Below are 899 nucleotides of genomic sequence, written 5' to 3'. Positions count from 1 at the left end.
TGGGCAGTTCTCATGGGGAAAGGACCGAATGGGAACAGTGCAATGACCCAATCTCGACAGCGCGGTTTTTGTTGGAACGACCTAGCGTCGTTGCCTTGTAAAACCGTACGGCAACCCTTCCGGCCTTTCGATTTTTGCCCGATGGCTCGCTATCTGCGGCCCTGTCACCTCAAGGTTTAGGCGTGACGCTACCCTGTCACAGATAGTCGATCCACCCAGATGTTACGCCGCAACCGGCGGCGGTGTTACGTTAGTCGAGGTATACCGTGGTGTGCGAGCTGCTCGGCTGGTGGCGTGCGCCTCTCCGTTGCTTGATGTGACTGTCATGGGGCCGCGAGCCGACTGGCAGCTTCCTAGAATCCAGTTGGCAAAAGCGGCCATTCCGCACCGAGCGCCACTTATCGGATCGAAGGTGTTTTCGGCGTCACAGGCCCGCCAACTGGTGTTATGCTACTTCTCACCGCGAGGCTTGAGCTTACGCGCTTGAGGAGGAGGATATGTTAGAGACGCAGCTTCAAAGTCGCAATGGCATGCCGATTGGCGCAGACCTCATCGATGAGTTCGCTTCGGGGTTGGCTGGCCGCCTTATCCGGCTCGCTGATGCCGATTACGACGAGGCACGCCGTATTTGGAACGCGGCAATTGATCGACACCCTGGACTGATCGCACGCTGCCTCGGTGTCGCTGATTTAATCCACGCAGTGAAATTCGCTTCTAAAAACGACCTTCTTGTCGCGGTGCGTGGGGGCGGTCACAATGTCGCCTGGCGCGCGCTCTGCGACAACTGCATCGTGATCGACCTCTCCGCCATGCGTGGCGTGATGGTTGAGCCCAAGACCCAGACCGTGCGAGTTCAGGGCGGCGCGACGCTTGGCGATCTCGACCGAGAGACGCATTTG

Annotated in this window: 1 protein-coding gene; it reads left to right on the top strand. The window is 58.6% G+C overall.

All coding sequences use genetic code 11. The annotated features are described in order from the left end of the window. Positions 1-497: 497 nt before the first annotated feature. Positions 498-899 (top strand): FAD-dependent oxidoreductase (locus EOA22_RS35440; RefSeq protein ID WP_164756267.1); only part of this gene is annotated, 402 nt, incomplete at its 3' end.

The organism is Mesorhizobium sp. M7A.F.Ca.US.014.04.1.1 (genome assembly GCF_003998745.1).
GTDB classification, from domain to species: Bacteria; Pseudomonadota; Alphaproteobacteria; order Rhizobiales; family Rhizobiaceae; genus Mesorhizobium; species Mesorhizobium ciceri.
Note: the sequence above shows the minus strand (reverse complement) of the source record. Positions and strands in the feature narration are given on the sequence as shown.